Origin of the sequence: Streptomyces specialis (genome assembly GCF_001493375.1) — a bacterium.
GTDB lineage: Bacteria > Actinomycetota > Actinomycetes > Streptomycetales > Streptomycetaceae > Streptomyces > Streptomyces specialis.
In genome coordinates this window covers 311,296-325,240 of record NZ_LN929893.1, presented here as the reverse complement: position 1 = coordinate 325,240, position 13,945 = coordinate 311,296, and the positions used below count along the sequence as shown (strand labels likewise).

The 13,945-nt window shown below is 74.6% G+C and carries 13 protein-coding genes; 7 read left to right on the top strand and 6 right to left on the bottom strand.

Features of this window, described 5'->3' with window-relative positions; all coding sequences use genetic code 11:
- Positions 1-67: 67 nt before the first annotated feature.
- Positions 68-886: a chaplin gene (locus BN2279_RS31180; protein WP_059008559.1), complete on the top strand. Its 819-nt coding sequence runs from the start codon at positions 68-70 to the stop codon at positions 884-886.
- A 67-nt stretch (positions 887-953) separates the two neighbouring features.
- Here the strand turns inward: BN2279_RS31180 and BN2279_RS11250 are convergent, their stop codons facing one another.
- Positions 954-1,142, bottom strand: coding sequence for a DUF5703 family protein (locus BN2279_RS11250; RefSeq protein WP_059008558.1), 189 nt, complete (start codon positions 1,140-1,142; stop codon positions 954-956).
- A 47-nt stretch (positions 1,143-1,189) separates the two neighbouring features.
- Between BN2279_RS11250 and BN2279_RS11245 the strand changes: the two genes are divergently transcribed.
- A complete protein-coding gene (locus BN2279_RS11245) occupies positions 1,190-1,876 on the top strand; it encodes a hypothetical protein (protein ID WP_059008557.1) in 687 nt (228 codons plus the stop codon).
- Here BN2279_RS11245 and BN2279_RS11240 read toward each other — a convergent pair.
- Together BN2279_RS11240 and BN2279_RS11235 are read right to left on the bottom strand one after the other, a co-directional pair.
- A complete protein-coding gene (locus BN2279_RS11240) occupies positions 1,873-3,810 on the bottom strand; it encodes a helix-hairpin-helix domain-containing protein (protein ID WP_059008556.1) in 1,938 nt (645 codons plus the stop codon). The genes BN2279_RS11245 and BN2279_RS11240 overlap by 4 nt on opposite strands.
- Complete coding sequence (locus BN2279_RS11235; RefSeq protein WP_059008555.1) at positions 3,807-4,793, bottom strand: aldo/keto reductase; 987 nt, start codon at positions 4,791-4,793, stop codon at positions 3,807-3,809. The genes BN2279_RS11240 and BN2279_RS11235 overlap by 4 nt, the downstream gene beginning before the upstream one ends.
- A 106-nt stretch (positions 4,794-4,899) precedes the next feature.
- Between BN2279_RS11235 and BN2279_RS11230 the strand changes: the two genes are divergently transcribed.
- The 5 genes from BN2279_RS11230 to mshC all read left to right on the top strand — a co-directional run bounded on the left by BN2279_RS11230 (position 4,900) and on the right by mshC (position 9,481).
- Positions 4,900-5,949: an LLM class F420-dependent oxidoreductase gene (locus BN2279_RS11230; protein WP_059008554.1), complete on the top strand. Its 1,050-nt coding sequence runs from the start codon at positions 4,900-4,902 to the stop codon at positions 5,947-5,949.
- A 37-nt stretch (positions 5,950-5,986) separates the two neighbouring features.
- A complete protein-coding gene (locus BN2279_RS11225; protein WP_059008553.1) occupies positions 5,987-6,679 on the top strand; it encodes an MSMEG_4193 family putative phosphomutase in 693 nt (230 codons plus the stop codon).
- A 73-nt stretch (positions 6,680-6,752) separates the two neighbouring features.
- Positions 6,753-7,346 carry a DUF3090 domain-containing protein gene (locus BN2279_RS11220; protein ID WP_059008552.1) on the top strand — a complete coding sequence of 198 codons (594 nt, stop codon included), beginning with the start codon at positions 6,753-6,755 and terminating at the stop codon, positions 7,344-7,346.
- Positions 7,307-8,188 carry an SCO1664 family protein gene (locus BN2279_RS11215; protein WP_059008551.1) on the top strand — a complete coding sequence of 294 codons (882 nt, stop codon included), beginning with the start codon at positions 7,307-7,309 and terminating at the stop codon, positions 8,186-8,188. The genes BN2279_RS11220 and BN2279_RS11215 overlap by 40 nt, the downstream gene beginning before the upstream one ends.
- 63 nt (positions 8,189-8,251) lie before the next feature.
- Positions 8,252-9,481, top strand: a complete 1,230-nt coding sequence (gene mshC / locus BN2279_RS11210) for a cysteine--1-D-myo-inosityl 2-amino-2-deoxy-alpha-D-glucopyranoside ligase (RefSeq protein WP_059008550.1) — start codon at positions 8,252-8,254, stop codon at positions 9,479-9,481.
- Between the two features lie 54 nt (positions 9,482-9,535).
- On the opposite strand, the gene BN2279_RS11205 is transcribed toward mshC, so the two are convergent.
- The 3 genes from BN2279_RS11205 to glpK form a co-directional block, all read right to left on the bottom strand.
- Positions 9,536-10,534 carry a PAC2 family protein gene (locus BN2279_RS11205; protein ID WP_059008549.1) on the bottom strand — a complete coding sequence of 333 codons (999 nt, stop codon included), beginning with the start codon at positions 10,532-10,534 and terminating at the stop codon, positions 9,536-9,538.
- 194 nt (positions 10,535-10,728) lie between these two features.
- Positions 10,729-12,327 (bottom strand): glycerol-3-phosphate dehydrogenase/oxidase, encoded by a 1,599-nt coding sequence (locus BN2279_RS11200; protein ID WP_059008737.1) that lies wholly within the window; start codon positions 12,325-12,327, stop codon positions 10,729-10,731.
- Between the two features lie 46 nt (positions 12,328-12,373).
- A complete protein-coding gene (gene glpK / locus BN2279_RS11195; RefSeq protein ID WP_059008548.1) occupies positions 12,374-13,918 on the bottom strand; it encodes a glycerol kinase GlpK in 1,545 nt (514 codons plus the stop codon).
- Positions 13,919-13,945 lie beyond the last annotated feature (27 nt).

Below are 13,945 nucleotides of genomic sequence, written 5' to 3'. Positions count from 1 at the left end.
CAGCGGGCGCGGGAGCCCTCATCCCCCCACCCCGCGTCCCATACATGACGAGGCAGGGAAAACAACCATGCGACAGGTCACGAAAAAGGGCCTGATCACCGTCGCCGCCGCCGGTGGCTTGCTGGCGTTCGCGACCGGCGCCCCGCAGGCGGCGGGCGCGGACGCGGACGGCGCGGCGGTCGGTTCGCCCGGCGTCGCGTCGGGCAACAACGTGCAGGTTCCGGTCGGTGTGCCGATCAACGCCTGCGGCAACACCGTGAACGTGGTCGGCGCGCTGAACCCGTCGTTCGGCAACGAATGCGTCAACGCCGACGGCGGCGGCCACAGCGGCAGCGAGCAGCCCGGTCCGGAAGAGGGCCAGGGCGGCTCCGGGTCCGAGTCCGGCTCCGGCTCCGAAGCCGGTTCGGGCTCGGGCTCCGGGACCACCGGTGCCGACGCCCAGGGCGCGGCGGTCGGTTCGCCCGGCGTCGCGTCGGGCAACAACGTGCAGGTTCCGGTCGGTGTGCCGATCAACGCCTGCGGCAACACCGTCGACGTCGTCGGCGTGCTGAACCCGGCCTTCGGCAACGAGTGCGCCAACGTCGACGGCGGCCACCCGGAGCACCCGGAGCAGCCGGAGGGTCCCGAGACCCCGGAGGAGCCCGAGGCTCCCGAGCCCGGCCCCGGCGGCGAGCCCGACGAAGGGGACGCTCCTTCCGAGGAGCCGTCCGACTCCGAGGAGCGCGAGGACGAGCCGGCCGACGCCCCGGCCGAGACCGAGCCGCAGGGCGGACAGCTCGCCGAGACCGGCGACGACCTGGCTCTGAACGGCGCCCTGCCGATCGGCGCCGGGCTCCTCGTCGGTGGCGTGGTCCTCTACCAGCGCGGCCGTCTGGCCCGCCGCTGAGCCACGGGCCCAGCGCCCGCCGTTCCGAACGACGCGTGGACTCCGCCCCCCGGGCGGGGTCCACGCGTCACCATGTGGGGCGGAGCTGACGGATGATCCGGCGCCGCAGGCGCACTCTGCGGCTGCCGTCCGGGTACAGCCGGAGCCGGGCCAGCTCCCAGTGGCCGTACTCGGCGTGCTCCGTCAGCAGACGGGTGGCTGCCGCGCGAGAGACCCCCCGCGGCACGTACACATCGCGAAACTCGTATTCCGGCATCGAATCTATTGTGCGGGCAAGCCCTGGATGCCGATACCGTCTGCACCATGTCTGATGCTGTGCAGCCCCAGGCTGCCGAAGTCCGCGCCGCCGCCGACGCGCTGAAAGAGGCGATCGACCGGCATCTGGCCGCGATCGAACGCCGGGCGGCGTCGCCCACCGCGGGGCCCGAGGCGGACGCCTCGGTCTTCGCCGCGTTCAACGAGATGGCCGCCGCGGGCGAGGCTTACGACGAGTTGCTGTACGACGTCTACGACGAGGTCACTCCCTTCGAAGTCCCGGACACGGACGGTGGCGCGCCCTATACGGGGCCCACCGAGCCGGACGCCCTGAGCGTGTTCATCCGCAGGGATTACAACGTGGTCGAGCCCAGGCGGCTGCTGGCCCAGGCCCAGCGGATCGCGGAGCTGGATCCGGAGGCGGCCGACGAGGAGGAGCCGGGCGGCCCCGAGACGGCCGGGCGCAGCACGCACGCCGCGCTCGGCGTCCTGTTCGGCGAGTTCGACGCCGACGAGATCGCCTCCCGCCACAAGGAGTTCGGCCTGGAGGAGGGCGACGCCACCCTCTGGGTGCTCGCCGCCGACGAGCCCGCCGAGCCGGGGGAGTGGCTGGCCGCCCCCTTCGACTCCGTCGACCCCGAGCGGGTCATCTGCCGCTTCGACATCAGCGAGGCGTTCGAGGAGGACTTCGAGGAAGAGGAAGAAGAAGAGGACGACCTCGACGCCGTCGACTAACCGGCCGCGGCGACCGCCGCCTGCTCGCGCAGCAGCGCGCGCAGGCGGGTGGTGCGCCCGTGGGCAGGCGGCGCCGCCACCGCCCGGGCGAGCTCGGGCCCGACGCCCTGCACCACCGACAGGTGCTCCGCGCCGCGGCCGAACGCCGTGTAGATCCAGGCCCGGTCGAGATCGCGGACCGCGTCGCCCGGCAGCACCACCACGGCCGCCGGCCAGCGGCTGCCCGCCGCCTGGTGGGCGGTGACCGCCCACCCGTGCCGCACGGTCTCCGCCACCAGATCCCTGGGCACGGCGAACCGGCCGTCCGCGTCCTCCAGCCACAGCCCGTCCGCGTCGGCGTCGGCCACCGTCGCCAGCCGGGTCTGTCCCGGCGCGGGGGAGTGCGCCACCCGGTCGCCCGGGTCGAACCCGGCGAACCGGCCGGGGCCCGGGTTGAGCCGCGCCTTCAGCGCCGCGTTGAGCGCGCGGGTCCCGGCCGCGCCGCCGTGCCCCGGCGTGATCACCTGCACCTCGCCGGCGGACCGGCCGAAGGCGCGCGGGATCGAGTCCGCGACGAGTTGGACCGCCCGGTGCACGGCCTCGCCCGCGTCCCGCACGGGCACGATCACGACCTCCTTGCCCGGCGCCGCCACCTGCTGCAACTCCCCGGCGCCGACGCACGACACCAGCTCGCCCACCGGGCCGGGGTCGGGCGTCCGCGACACCACGCGGGGCGCGGTCCCGGCGGCCAGGACATCCGCGAAGACCTGCCCCGCCCCGGCCGGGCCGAGCAGCATCGGGTCGCCGCTGAGCACCAGCCGCGCGCCGTCCGGCAGCGACTCCACCAGCGCGGCGGCGGCCTCGGTGCCGAGCCGGTCGGCGTCCGTGACGGCGAGCAGGTCCAGCTCCCACAGCCCTTCGTCGTCCCGCCCCGGCCCCTCCCGGCCGGTCAGCAGGCCGGTGACCGTGACGGCGGCCCCGGCCTCCGCCTCCGGCAGCAGCGCCGCAAGCCGGCGCCGGGCGGCCGGCCCGTGCGCCGCGACGACGGCCCGCAGGCCGAGCGACCGGGCCGCCGCGACCAGCGCGGCCGGCTCCGCCCGCGCGGCCTCGCCGCCGGTGTGCGTCACCAGGGGACTGCCCGCCACGGCGCGGATCAGCTCCGCGGCGGACGGGGACGGCGCCGCCGCGGCGGCGGGCGCCCAGTCGGCGGCGTCCCCGTCCGTCGCGCCGAACGTGCCGCGCAGCCGGGCCAGCCCGTCCGCCACGCTCTCCTCGGCCAGCGCGCACCGGTCCAGGCCCAGCAGCACGCGGACGGCCGCGCCGCCGTCCCCGTCGTCGGCGCCGTCGTCACCGGCGTGCTCCGGGGTGGCGGTCGCCGCCTCCGGGTCCCGGTCGTGGAAGACGCGCACCCCGCCCGCCTCGATCGCGTCCCGCACCGCCCCGTCCGGATCGGGAACGCCGTGCCGGGACAGACCCTCGGCCACCGCCGCCGGCGCCAGGGCCGTGTGCCCGGCCAGGGCGGCCCGCTCCAGCAGCCACACCGTCAGCGCGCGGGACCTGCGCTCGTCCCCGGGGGCGCACCCGTCGCCCAGGAGCGCCCGCGCGAAGCCGTCCGCCTGCTCGGGGCGCACCCCGTCCACCGCGAGCAGCCGCCACGGATCGGCGGTCAGCTCGCCCGCCGCGCCCTCGCCGAGGGCCGCCGCGACCCGGGGCGCGAGCGCCTCCGGCGCCCCGCCGCCGGCCAGCAGCGCGGGCAGCCCGTCCGGCACGGCGACCGGCCGCGCGGCCCGCTCGGGACCACCGGCCGCGGGCCGCGCGGCGGCCGGGCGCGGCGGCGGGGGCGCGGGCCTGGTGAAGAACGAGGCGGCCGGCCGCTCACCGCTCTCCACGGCCCGCACCGCGGCCCTCAGCAGGGCCGCCGCGTCCGGGGGCGGCACGTCGTTCCCGTCGGTCACAGCTCGCTCCAGTCCTGGTCGGGGTAACGGTGCAGGGGCGCCGAGACGTCGTCCAGCGCTCGGCGGATCTCCTCCGGAAGGTTAAGGGCCTCCACTGACAGCGCCTCGGCGAGCTGGCGCGCCGTCCGCGCGCCGACGATCGGCGCCGTCACCCCCGGCCGGTCGCGCACCCACGCCAGGGCCACCTGGAGCGGGGTGACCGCCAGCCCGTCCGCCGCTATCGTCACCGCGTCCACGATCCGGCTCGCCGCCTCGTCCAGGTACGGCGCGACGAACGCCCCGAGCAGCCCGGACGCCCCGCGCGAGCCCGCCGGCCGGGCGCCCTGGCGGTACTTGCCGGTGAGCACGCCGCGTCCCAGCGGGGAGGACGGCAGCAGCCCCAGGCCCAGATCGCGTGCGGCCGGAAGCACCTCCCGTTCCACACCGCGCTGGAGCAGCGAGTACTCCATCTGGGTGCTGGCCAGCGGGAACCGGGTGCCCGGCGCGGCCAGTTGCCAGGTCGCGGCCTTGGCGAGCTGCCAGCCGCAGAAGTTGGACACCCCGGCGTACCGGGCCCGGCCGCTGGCGACCGCGATGTCCAGCGCCTGGAGCGTCTCCTCCAGCGGCGTCGCCGCGTCGAAGGCGTGCACCTGCCACAGGTCCACGTGATCCACGCCGAGCCGTTCCAGCGAGGCGTCGAGCGCGGCCAGCAGATGGCCGCGCGAGGTGTCGAAACGCCGGTCCGCGTCCGGCACGCTGCCCGCCTTGGTCGCGATGACGAGGTCCCCGCGCGGCACCAGCCCGCCGATGAGCCGGCCCAGCAGATACTCGGCGCCGCCGTCCGCGTAGACGTCCGCCGTGTCCACCAGGGTGCCGCCCGCCTCCCAGAACGTCTTGAGCAGTGCCGAGGCGTCCTCCTCGCCGGTGTCCCGGGCCCAGGTGAGGGTGCCGAGGCCGAGCCGGGAGACGCGCAGGCCGGTGCGGCCCAGGTGCCGGTGATCCATGGCCGTTGAGCGTACTTGCGGCGAGGCAGTACAGTCCGGGGGACCGGTGTGTTACCGCCCGGTAGAGCGGCTTGAGCGGCCGGATCGGCTGTTAAGGAGAGCGACGATGCGCCTCGGGATCAACCTCGGCTACTGGGGTGCCGGGATGGACGCGGACAACCTCGCGGTCGCCCAGGAGGCGGACCGGCTCGGCTACGCCGTCTGCTGGGCCGCCGAGGCGTACGGCTCGGACGGCGCGACCGTGCTGTCGTGGGTCGCCGCCCAGACCCGGCGCATCGACGTCGGCTCGGGCATCTTCCAGATCCCGGCCCCCCCCCCCGCCATGACGGCGATGACCGCCGCGACCCTCGACTCCCTCTCCGGCGGGCGGTTTCGCCTCGGCCTCGGCGTCTCGGGACCGCAGGTCTCCGAGGGCTGGTACGGGGTGAAGTTCGACCGCCCGCTGGCCCGCACCCGGGAGTACGTGGAGATCGTCCGCAAGGCCATGGCCCGCGAGCGCCTGACCCACCAGGGCGAGCACTGGACGCTGCCGCTGCCCGGCGGCCCCGGCAAGCCCATCAAGCTCACGGTCCACCCGGTGCGCGAGCGGATCCCGCTCTACATCGCCGCCATCGGGCCGAAGAACCTGGCCCTGACGGGCGAGATCGCGGACGGCGCCCTGCTGATCTTCTTCGCCCCCGAGCACGCCGAGGAGACCACGCTCGGCGCCCTGCGCGCCGGGCGGGAGAAGGCCGGGCAGACCCTCGACGGCTTCGACGTCGTGCCGACCGTGCCGATGGCGCTCGGCGACGACATCGAGGCGCTCGCCGACCACTTCCGCCCGTACACCGCGCTGTACGTCGGCGGCATGGGCAGCCGCGAGCAGAACTTCTACAACCGGCTCGCCCGGCGCATGGGGTACGAGAAGGAGGCAGCCGAGATCCAGGACCGGTACCTGGCCGGCGACAAGCAGGGCGCCGCCGCGGCCGTTCCGCACCGGCTCATCGACTCCACGACCCTCATCGGGCCCGTGGAACGCGTCGCGGACCGGATGGTGGCCTACGCCGAGGCCGGTGTCACGACCCTCTCCCTCGCCCCCGCCGGCTTCACCCTCGACGAGCGGCTCGCCTCGCTGCGGGCCGGGGCCGAGGCCCTGGAACGCGCCGGTCTGGCCTGACCGGCCGGACCCCGCGGGCCTCGCCTAGGCTGACGCCATGCCCACCCTGCTGCTCCTCCGCCACGGCCGCACCACCGCCAACTCCTCGGGGCTGCTCGCCGGTCGCACGCCCGGCGTCGGTCTCGACGACCACGGCGCCGCGCAGGCCGCCGCGCTGCCGGGGCGGCTGGCCGGCGTGCCGCTGGCCGTCGCCGTGCACAGTCCGCTCCAGCGGTGCGCCGAGACCCTGGCGCCGCTGCGGGAGGCCCGGCCCGAGCTGCCGGTGCACGAGGAGGAGCGGATCGTCGAGTGCGACTACGGCGAGTGGACGAACCGCTCGCTCAAGGAGCTGGCCGAGGAGCCGCTGATGACGACCGTCCGGCGCCAGCCGTCCGCCGTCGTCTTCCCCGGCGGCGAGGCGCTGCGGGCCATGAGCGCCCGGGTGGTGGCGGCGGCCCGGGAGTGGGACGCCAGGGTCGGCCGGGAGCACGGCGCCGACGCCGTCTGGCTGATGTGCACCCACGGCGACAACATCAAGGCCGTCGTCGCCGACGCCCTCGGGCTCCATCTCGACCTGTTCCAGCGGATCCTGCCGCACCCGGCCTCGGTGACGGCGATCCGGTACGGCGAGCCGCCGTTGCTGCTGCGTTTCGGCGACACCGGTGACCTGGCCGAGTTCGTCCCGCACACGGCCGAGGCCGACCGTGACGCCGCCGAGGCCACCGAGGCGCCGGTGGGCGGCGGTGCCTAGGCACGTAGATCGCGAAGCGCAGTAGGGTGCCAGTGTCCCGAAGCAGCAAGCAGTCGACCCCACGGAGCAGTACGTGTCCCGTCAGGTGTTCCTCTACGACCCTCCCGAACGCTTTGTCGCGGGCACGGTCGGGCTCCCTGGCCGCCGTACCTTCTTCCTCCAGGCAACGGCGGCGGGCCGCACCACCAGTGTCGCCCTGGAGAAGGCCCAGGTCGAGGCGCTCGCCGAGCGGATCGACGAGCTGCTGGACGAGGTGGTGCGGCGCTCCGGCGGCAATACGACCGTGCCGGCCGTCGCGCCCGCCGAACTCTCCGACACCGAACCCCTCCAGACGCCCGTCGAGGAGGAGTTCCGCGTCGGCACCATGGCGCTGGCCTGGGACAGCGAGAACGAGCGCATGATCGTGGAGGCCCAGGCGCTGGTCGAGCTGGAGGCGGAGTCCGAGGAGGACTTCGCGGAGGCCGAGGAGCGGCTGCTGCGGGACGACGAGAACGGCCCGCCCATGCTGCGCGTCCGGCTCAGCGGCACCATGGCCCGCGCGTTCGCCAAGCGCGCCCTGGAAGTCGTCAACGCCGGACGGCCGCCCTGCCCGCTGTGCAGCCTGCCGCTCGACCCGGAAGGACACGTATGTCCGCGCCAGAACGGATACCGCCGAAGCCGGGTGTGACGGCGGAAGCGGTGCTGGCCCGCGGCGAACTGACCGTGCGCGGTCGCATCGCGGAGGCGTCCAACGCCGTCCTGTTCGCCACCGCCGACCTCGACGGCCGGCGCCTGCCGTGCGTCTACAAACCGGTCGCGGGGGAGCGCCCGTTGTGGGACTTCCCCGACGGCACGCTCGCCGCCCGCGAGGTCGCGGCCTACGAGGTGTCCCGGGCGCTGGGCTGGGACATCGTGCCGCCCACGGTGCTGCGCGACGGGCCGCTCGGCGAGGGCATGTGCCAGCTCTGGGTGGGCCCGGCGCCGGACGAGCCGGAGGCGGACGACCCGGACGGCCCGGACCGCGGGGACGGCGGGGAGCAGGGCCCCGGCGGGCTGCTGGCCCTCGTCGAGGCCGACGCGCCCGAGCCGGGCTGGAAGGCCGTGGGCTTCGCGGACGTCGGGGGCGGCCGGACCGCCCTGCTGGTGCACGCCGACGACGAACGGCTGCGCCGCGTCGCGGCCCTGGACGCGGTCATCAACAACGGCGACCGCAAGGGCGGCCATCTGCTGCCGCTCCCCGACGGCAGACTCTTCGGGATCGACCACGGCGTCACGTTCCACACCGAGAACAAGCTCCGCACCCTGCTGTGGGGTTGGGCCGGCGAGCCGCTGCCCGCCGGCGTACGGACCGCGCTCGCCGGGCTGCTGGACCAACTCGCCGCGCCGGGACCGCTGATGGCCCGGCTGGGCGAGCTGCTCACCCCGGCCGAGTGCGAGGCGCTGCGCGACCGGACGGCGGCCCTGCTGGCCGACGGCCACCACCCGCGCCCCGGCGGCGAGTGGCCCGCCATCCCCTGGCCCCTGGTGTAGCGGCGGCGGGCCGTGCCGGGGTGCCGTCGTCCCGGTGCGGAAGGGGCGGATAGGCTCGGGAGCATGTATGCCTGGCCCGCTCCCAAGGTCCCCGTCCTGCCCGGTCAGGGCCGTGATCTCACGGTTCACGACACCTCGACGGACGGCCGGGTGACGCTCGGCCCCGGTCCCGTCGCGCGGCTCTACGTGTGCGGGATCACCCCCTACGACGCGACCCACATGGGGCACGCGGCGACGTATGTCGCGTTCGACCTCGCGCAGCGGGTCTGGCTCGACGCCGGGCGCGAGGTGCACTACGTGCAGAACGTCACCGACGTGGACGATCCGCTGCTGGAGCGCGCCGCCGCGACGGGCGTGGAGTGGACGGCGCTGGCCGAGCGCGAGACGGCCCTGTTCCGCGAGGACATGACGGCCCTGCGGCTCCTGCCGCCGCGCCACTACATCGGGGCCGTGGAGGCGATACCGGACATCGTTCCCCTCATCGAGCGGCTGCGGACCATGGGCGCCGCCTACGACGTGGACGGCGACGTGTACTTCTCGGTCGACTCCGCCCGGCACTTCGGGGAGGTGTCGCGGCTGGACGCCGCCGCGATGCGGACGCTGTCGGCCGAGCGCGGCGGCGACCCGGAGCGGCCCGGCAAGAAGAACCCGGTCGACCCGCTGCTGTGGCGGGCGGCCCGCCCCGGTGAGCCCTCGTGGGACGGCGCCTCGCTCGGCCCGGGGCGGCCCGGCTGGCACATCGAGTGCGTCGCCATCGCCCTCGACAAGCTCGGCATGGGCTTCGACATGCAGGGCGGCGGCTCCGATCTCGCCTTCCCGCACCACGAGATGGGCGCCGCGCACGCCCAGGTCCTGACCGGTGAGCACCCGTACGCGGCGTCCTACGTGCATGCCGGGATGGTGGCGTACGAGGGCGAGAAGATGTCGAAGTCCAAGGGGAACCTGGTCTTCGTCTCACGGCTGCGCGCCGCGGGCACCGACCCGGCGGCGATCCGGCTGGCGCTGCTGGCCCACCACTACCGCTCGGACTGGGAGTGGACGGACGCGGACCTGGCGGGCGCGGAGCGGCGGCTGGCGCACTGGCGGGCCGCGGTCTCCCGGCCCGACGGGCCGCCGGCCGGAGCGGTGGTCGAGGAGATCCGCGCGGCCCTGGCCGACGACCTCGACGCCCCGGCCGCGCTGGCCGCCGTGGACCGCTGGGCCGACGCGCAGCACGGCGCGGGCGGTGACGACACGGGAGCCACCGGGGTGGTGTCCCGCGCGGTGGACGCGCTGCTGGGCGTCGCGCTCTGACCCTGACGGAGCCCTGACGGCTCCGGCCGGCGCGTCCGCGCCGGCCGGGGAGTGTCAGTCGTCGGAGTCGGGCCCGCCCGGGGGCGGTCCCGGCTCCTGCGGGCCCTGGCCCTCGCCGCCCTCCGGCGGGCGGCGGCGGGGCCTGGGCCGGCCGCTGCCCGGGTCGCGCAGATACGAGCCGGGGTCGGCGGCGGGCGCCTGGCCGTCGCGGCGGCGCAGGTAGCGCTCGAACTCCTTGGCGATGGCCTCGCCGGACGCCTCCGGCAGCTCGGCGGTGTCCCTGGCCTCCTCCAGCGACTTCACGTACTCCGCCACCTCGCTGTCCTCGGCGGCCAGTTGGTCCACGCCGATCTGCCAGGCACGGGCGTCCTCCGGGAGGTCGCCCAGCGGGACGTTGACGTCGAGCAGGTCCTCCAGGGCGTGCAACAGGGCGAGCGACGCCTTCGGGTTGGGAGGCTGGGCCACGTAGTGCGGGACGGCCGCCCACAGCGTGACGGCCGGGACCCCGGCGTGGGTGCACGCCTCCTGGAGGATGCCGACGATGCCGGTGGGGCCCTCGTACCGCGACTCCTCCAGGTCCAGGGTGCGGGCCAGGTCCTCGTCCGACGTCACGCTGGTGACGGGCACCGGCCGGGTGTGCGGGGTGTCGCCCAGCAGCGCGCCGAGCACCACCACCATCTCCACGCCCAACTCGTGGGCGAAGCCCAGGATCTCGTTGCAGAACGAACGCCAGCGCATGCTGGGCTCGATGCCGCGCACCAGCACCAGGTCCCGCCGCTTGACCGGCCCGTTCTCCGAGCCGATGCGGACCACCGACAGCCGGGTCGTCGGCCAGGTGACGCGGCGCACGCCGCCGTCCAGCCAGATGTGCGGCCGGTTGACCTGGAAGTCGTAGTAGTCCTCGGCGTCCAGGGCGGCGAACACCTCGCCCTTCCACTCCCGCTCCAGATGGGCGACCGCGGCGGAGGCGGCGTCACCCGCATCGTTCCAGCCCTCGAACGCGGCCACCATGACCGGGTCGACCAGCTCGGGAACTCCTTCGAGCTCGATCACCCAGCGCCTCCTCCCGGCCGGGGCGGAGCGGGGTGCTCACGGCCCGGCTGCCATAAGTGTTCCGTGCGGCCCCAGCCTACGGCGTCACCGTGCCCAGCCCGCAGCCCTCATACGCCTGCGCACGGTGATCAGGGGTGACCGGCCGCTCACCGCCGGTCCACCCCGATCACCGTGCGCGCGGCGACGGGACCGGGTCAGGACTTCCGGTGCAGGACCTCCTCGACACGGGTGCGGACCTCGTCGGTGTCCAGGCCGCGGATCGTCAGCGTCGTGCGGCGGCGCAGCACGTCGTCGGCGGTCTCGGCCCACTCGTGGTCGCGGGCGTAGACGACCTGCGCCCAGATCTCGGGGCCGTCGGGGTGGACGCGTTCGCCCAGGGACGGGTCCTGGTGGACGAGGTCGGCGATGTCGAGGGCCAGCGAGCCGTAGTGGGTGGCGAGGGGACGGGCCGTCGTCGCGTCGATGGGGACGCCCGGCTCGCGGTCCACCAGCAGCCGGTGGGCGACGGCGTTGGGGTTGGCGACACCGGGCAGCGGCACGTGGCGGACGAGGTCGGAGACGGGCTCCATGTCGCGGCCGAGGGAGACGTTCGGCAGCTTGGCCAGCTTGTCCAGCACGGTGCGGCCGATGTGCCGGTAGGTGGTCCACTTGCCGCCGGCCACCGACAGCATGCCGCCGCGGCCCTCGGAGACGACCGTCTCGCGCTTGGCGGACTCCACACCCCCCGGCCCGCCGGGCAGCACCCGCAGCCCGGCGAAGGCGTACGTCATCAGCGACCGGTCCAGCGCCTCGTCGCGGACGGAGAACGCGGCCTCGTCGAGGATCTGCTGGATGTCGGCCTCGGTGGCGCGCACGTCCGCCGGGTCACCCTCGTACTGCTCGTCGGTGGTGCCCAGCAGCAGCATGTCCTCCCAGGGGAGGGCGAAGGTGATGCGGTACTTGTCGACCGGGGTGGCCATCGCGGCGCCCCAGGGCTGGGTGCGGCGCAGCACCAGATGGGCGCCCTTGGAGAGGCGGATGCTGGGCGCGGCGTCCGGGTTCTCCATGCGGCGCAGGTGGTCCACCCAGGGGCCGGTGGCGTTGAGCACCAGGCGGGCGTCGACGCCGAACTCGCTGCCGTCGAGGCGGTCCTTGAGGTCGGCGCCGGTGACCCGGCCGCCGGTGAAGCGCAGGCCGGTGACCTCGGCGTGGTTGAGGACGACGGCCCCGGACTGGACGGCGGCCCGGACGGTCATCACGGCGACGCGGGCGTCGTTCATCTGGTGGTCACCGTAGACGGCGACGGCCTTGAGGTTCTCGGTGCGCAGCGCCGGGTTGGCGGCGGCGGCCTTGGCCGGGGATATGACGCGGCCGACGCCGTCGCCGAAGGCGGACAGCGCGGAGTAGGCGAAGACGCCGGCGCCGAGCTTGACGGCGCCGTGCGGGCCGCCCTTGTAGACGGGCAGGTAGAAGGTGAGCGGGTTGACCAGGTGCGGGGCGACGTCCCTGGCCAGGACCCGCCGCTCGTGGTGGTTCTCGGCGACCAGCTTGACCGCGCCGGTCTGGAGGTAGCGCAGGCCGCCGTGGACGAGCTTGGAGGAGGCGGACGAGGTGGCGCCGGCGAAGTCGCCGGCGTCCACCATTGCCACCCGCAGCCCCGACTGCGCGGCGTGCCAGGCGACCGAGGTGCCCAGGATGCCGCCGCCGATGACCAGCAGATCGTAGGTGGCAGCGGCGAGCCGCTCCTTGGTCTCGGCGCGCCGGTCCGCCTGGCTGGTCATGCCGGGAGCGGCGGTCGGGTGCAGCGTGTTCATGTCGGTCATCTCTCCACGTCGGTCGGTGCTGTGGGTCTGCGTCCTGTCAGTCGGTCTCGTCCAGCCAGCCCATGGTGCGCTGGACGGCCTTCAGCCAGAACTGGTACTCGCGGTCGCGTGCGGCCGGGTCCATCTGCGGGTTCCACTCGGCGGCCCGGCGCCAGTTGGCGCGCAGCTCGTCGGTGCCGGACCAGAAGCCCACCGCGAGGCCGGCGGCGTAGGCGGCGCCGAGGCAGGTGGTCTCCGAGACCATCGGGCGGACGACGGGCGCGTCGAGGAAGTCCGAGATGTTCTGCATCAGCAGGTTGTTGGACGTCATGCCGCCGTCGACCTTCAGCGCGGTCAGCTCGACGCCGGAGTCCTTCTTCATGGCGTCCACGATCTCGCGGGTCTGCCAGGCGGTGGCCTCCAGCACGGCACGGGCGATGTGCGCCTTGGTGACGTAACGGGTCAGGCCGGCGATGACGCCGCGGGCGTCGGAGCGCCAGTACGGCGCGAACAGGCCGGAGAAGGCGGGCACGAAGTACGCGCCGCCGTTGTCCTCGACCGTCAGGGCGAGGGTCTCGATCTCGGCCGCGCTGTTGATCAGGCCCATCTGGTCGCGCATCCACTGGACGAGGGCGCCGGTGACGGCGATGGAGCCCTCCAGCGCGTAGACCGGCGCCTGGTCGCCGATGCGGTAGCCGACGGTGGTGATGAGGCCGGCGTAGGAGTTGATCGCCTCGTTTCCGGTGTTCATCAGCAGGAACGTGCCCGTGCCGTAGGTGGACTTGGCCTCGCCGACCTCGAAGCAGGTCTGGCCGAAGAGCGCGGCCTGCTGGTCACCGAGGGCGGAGGCGACCGGGACGCCGTCCAGCGCGCCGCCCTTGGCGGTGCCGTAGACCTCGGCGGAGGAACGGATCTCGGGCAGGACGGCGGTCGGGACGCCGATCGAGGCGCAGATGCGCTCGTCCCACTCCATGGAGCGCAGGCTCATCAGCAGCGTCCGGGAGGCGTTGGTGACGTCGGTGACGTGCACGCCGCCGTCGGGGCCGCCGGTGAGGTTCCAGATGACCCAGGAGTCCATGGTGCCGAAGAGGATGTCGCCGCGTTCGGCGCGCTCCCGCAGGCCCTCGACGTTGTCCAGGAGCCAGCGGATCTTCGGGCCGGCGAAGTAGGACGACAGCGGCAGGCCGGTCTCGCGGCGGAAGCGGTCCTGGCCGACGTTGCGGCCCAGTTCGCGGCAGAGGGCGTCGGTGCGGGTGTCCTGCCAGACGATGGCGTTGTGCACCGGCTCGCCGGTCGTCCGGTCCCACAGCAGAGTGGTCTCGCGCTGGTTGGTGATGCCGATCGCCTGGACCTGCTCCTTGGTGATCTGCGCCTTCTCCAGGGCGCCGGCGACCACCTCCTGGACGTTCGTCCAGATCTCCGCGGCATTGTGTTCGACCCAGCCGGGCTTGGGAAAGATCTGCTCGTGTTCCTTCTGGTCCACCGAGACGATGCGCCCGTCGTGGTCGAAGACGATGCAGCGGCTGGACGTGGTGCCCTGGTCGATGGCGGCGACGTACTGGCGCGGGGCGGAGGAGAGGTCGGCGTCGTGTCTGTCGGTCATGGGTCGCGGCTCCTGATCGGTGTCCGG

Coding starts and splice junctions, on each gene's coding strand:
- BN2279_RS31180 (WP_059008559.1), top strand. CDS start 68: ATGCGACAGGTCACGAAAAAGGGCCTGATCACCGTCGCCGCCGCCGGT.
- BN2279_RS11250 (WP_059008558.1), bottom strand. CDS start 1,142: ATGCCGGAATACGAGTTTCGCGATGTGTACGTGCCGCGGGGGGTCTCT.
- BN2279_RS11245 (WP_059008557.1), top strand. CDS start 1,190: ATGTCTGATGCTGTGCAGCCCCAGGCTGCCGAAGTCCGCGCCGCCGCC.
- BN2279_RS11235 (WP_059008555.1), bottom strand. CDS start 4,793: ATGGATCACCGGCACCTGGGCCGCACCGGCCTGCGCGTCTCCCGGCTC.
- BN2279_RS11230 (WP_059008554.1), top strand. CDS start 4,900: ATGCGCCTCGGGATCAACCTCGGCTACTGGGGTGCCGGGATGGACGCG.
- BN2279_RS11225 (WP_059008553.1), top strand. CDS start 5,987: ATGCCCACCCTGCTGCTCCTCCGCCACGGCCGCACCACCGCCAACTCC.
- BN2279_RS11215 (WP_059008551.1), top strand. CDS start 7,307: ATGTCCGCGCCAGAACGGATACCGCCGAAGCCGGGTGTGACGGCGGAA.
- mshC (WP_059008550.1), top strand. CDS start 8,252: ATGTATGCCTGGCCCGCTCCCAAGGTCCCCGTCCTGCCCGGTCAGGGC.
- BN2279_RS11200 (WP_059008737.1), bottom strand. CDS start 12,327: ATGAACACGCTGCACCCGACCGCCGCTCCCGGCATGACCAGCCAGGCG.
- glpK (WP_059008548.1), bottom strand. CDS start 13,918: ATGACCGACAGACACGACGCCGACCTCTCCTCCGCCCCGCGCCAGTAC.